The sequence below is a fragment of the Pseudomonas sp. GL-RE-26 genome (genome assembly GCF_019956275.1).
Taxonomy (GTDB): Bacteria; Pseudomonadota; Gammaproteobacteria; order Pseudomonadales; family Pseudomonadaceae; genus Aquipseudomonas; species Aquipseudomonas grandcourensis.
On record NZ_JAHBDI010000072.1, the window covers coordinates 1 to 2,260 of the forward strand.

Sequence of the window (2,260 nt, forward strand, 5' to 3'; positions counted from 1 at the left end):
GACAACTGCCGTCAACAACGTCCGGCCCTTGACCAGAAAAGCAACAGCCTCGCTCGCTGCTTCTACCCGCTGAACCAGGAGGTGGCGTAATGGCCGTCGTTCTTACCGCCCGCGACCTGACCCGTCATTACGAGGTGTCCCGTGGCCTGTTCAAGGGGCACGCCACCGTGCGCGCCCTCAACGGCGTGTCGTTCGAACTGGAAGCCGGCAAGACCCTCGCGGTCGTCGGCGAGTCGGGTTGCGGCAAATCCACCCTGGCCCGTGCCTTGACCCTGATCGAAGAGCCGTCGTCCGGCTCCTTGAAAATCGCCGGACAGGAAGTCGCCGGCGCCGACAAGGCCCAGCGCAAGCAACTGCGCAAAGACGTGCAGATGGTGTTCCAGAGCCCGTACGCCTCGCTGAACCCACGGCAGAAAGTCGGTGATCAGCTCGCCGAGCCGCTGCTGATCAACACCAACCTGAGCGCCGCGGAACGTCGCGAAAAAGTCCAGGCGATGATGAAGCAGGTGGGCTTGCGGCCCGAGCACTACCAGCGTTATCCGCACATGTTCTCCGGCGGTCAGCGCCAGCGGATCGCCCTGGCCCGCGCGATGATGCTGCAACCGAAAGTGCTGGTGGCGGACGAACCGACTTCGGCGCTGGACGTGTCGATTCAGGCGCAGGTGCTCAACCTGTTCATGGATTTGCAGCAAGAGTTCAACACCGCCTACGTGTTCATCTCCCACAACCTGGCGGTGGTACGCCACGTGGCCGACCATGTGATGGTGATGTACCTCGGGCGCCCGGTGGAAATGGGCACGAAAGAGGACATTTACTCCCGTCCTCTGCACCCCTACACCCAAGCGCTGTTGTCGGCGACGCCGGCCATCCACCCGGATCCGAACAAGCCGAAAATCAAGATCGTCGGCGAATTGCCCAACCCGCTGAACCCACCGTCCGGCTGTGCCTTCCACAAGCGCTGCCCATATGCCACCGAGCGTTGCAGCACTGAAGAGCCGGCCCTGCGCCTGCTCGCCGGCCGCCAGGTGGCTTGCCACTACGCCGAGCAATTCCTCGACGGCGCGGCATAACGAACTGTGGGAGCGGGCTTGCTCAACACGCTTGCTTTCCACCCGCAAGGATAGATTTGCGCGAAAGGTACAACGTGCCAAATCCTCAGGCTTGGCTAGAATCTTTTCGGTAGGAGATCTATTCAATGGAAGGAACGATATGTGCGATGACAGCAACGCCAGTAAACACTCACGAATCGTGATATGCCCTTTTTCGGGGCAGTCCAGACAGTGGACAAATACGAGAGAAAACTGGCGAAAAGCAAGGCGGTCAAAAATTGATGCCAACAAAGACAGGACCGATTTGGCCGACTATGAGTTCTTTACATTCGACAAACCTTCGAAAAAAAGGCTTAAAGAACGCTTGGAAAGTTGCATAGGCCCAAACGAGACAATCTACATTTTTGGTCATTGCGCTCCAGGAAGCATGAGTCTGTCCAACGAAAGTTCTGCTAGCAGCGAGTCCATCACCGCCTTTGCCCTGGCCAAAGAGTTGAAAGATGAAGTCCTGCTGAATAAAAATTTTGCCGGGAAGATAAAAATTTATGGCTGCAACTCAGCACTGCCAAGTGGAGCAAAAAAATCTTTCGCCCATTCATTTGCCTGCATCATGAAACTCTATCTTTATCATAACTGCGAGATTCATGGATACGCCGAGACACTCGTAGATGGTTACGTCGGCGCGCATAAGATTGCCACTAGCGATGGCGCACTGGTTAAGGCACTAAACGAAATGATCCAGAGAGAAGAAGCTTTCGGCGCTGGAATAGACTCCAAGTACAATGAAGATCATTCTTTGCGCCCTAGCAAGTTTCGGCAAAAAATGGAAATTTCCAAGGAGATTGCGCTCGAGTTCTACAACGGACTTAAGTCAAAATAATGAATTTGCAAGACTGTATTTTCATAAAAACACTTAACAAGAAGGCTGGTCAGGTATCGTTACCGACTTCCCTTTCAACAATTTTGGTTCACCTGGGTAAACATTGAACGGAGCCACTGTAGAGCCATCCACCTTGGCACCTTTTACGGGGTAACGCACCTCGAAGGTCAGCGACAGGACTCCCCTAAAGATGCCCGTTGTGCTCTTGAAACTGCCGTCTGGAGGAAGGGCCGAGATGGCCAGTTCGTAGTAACCGACAGAGTCCTCGCCTTCCGCGGGTGGCGCAGGATTGCTAAATTCAGTGCCTTGTCCGACCGCAAGGGGTTATAGG

General features: G+C 55.0%; 2 protein-coding genes and 1 pseudogene. All 3 read left to right on the forward strand.

Features of this window, described 5'->3' with window-relative positions; genetic code table 11:
• Positions 1-90, forward strand: a pseudogene (locus KGB07_RS26560) (peptide ABC transporter ATP-binding protein); the annotation flags it as partial.
• Positions 90-1,070, forward strand: a complete 981-nt coding sequence (locus tag KGB07_RS26565; protein ID WP_046043945.1) for a peptide ABC transporter ATP-binding protein — start codon at positions 90-92, stop codon at positions 1,068-1,070. The pseudogene KGB07_RS26560 and the gene KGB07_RS26565, both read left to right, overlap by 1 nt.
• Before the next feature lie 139 nt (positions 1,071-1,209).
• The gene (locus KGB07_RS26570) at positions 1,210-1,929 is read left to right on the forward strand and encodes a hypothetical protein (RefSeq protein WP_046043881.1); all 720 of its coding nucleotides are present in this window, start codon (positions 1,210-1,212) and stop codon (positions 1,927-1,929) included.
• Positions 1,930-2,260: the final 331 nt, after the last annotated feature.

What these genes read in the sequence shown, in the direction of transcription:
- KGB07_RS26565 (WP_046043945.1), top strand. Translation starts at nt 90, where the DNA reads ATGGCCGTCGTTCTTACCGCCCGCGACCTGACCCGTCATTACGAGGTG.
- KGB07_RS26570 (WP_046043881.1), top strand. Translation starts at nt 1,210, where the DNA reads ATGTGCGATGACAGCAACGCCAGTAAACACTCACGAATCGTGATATGC.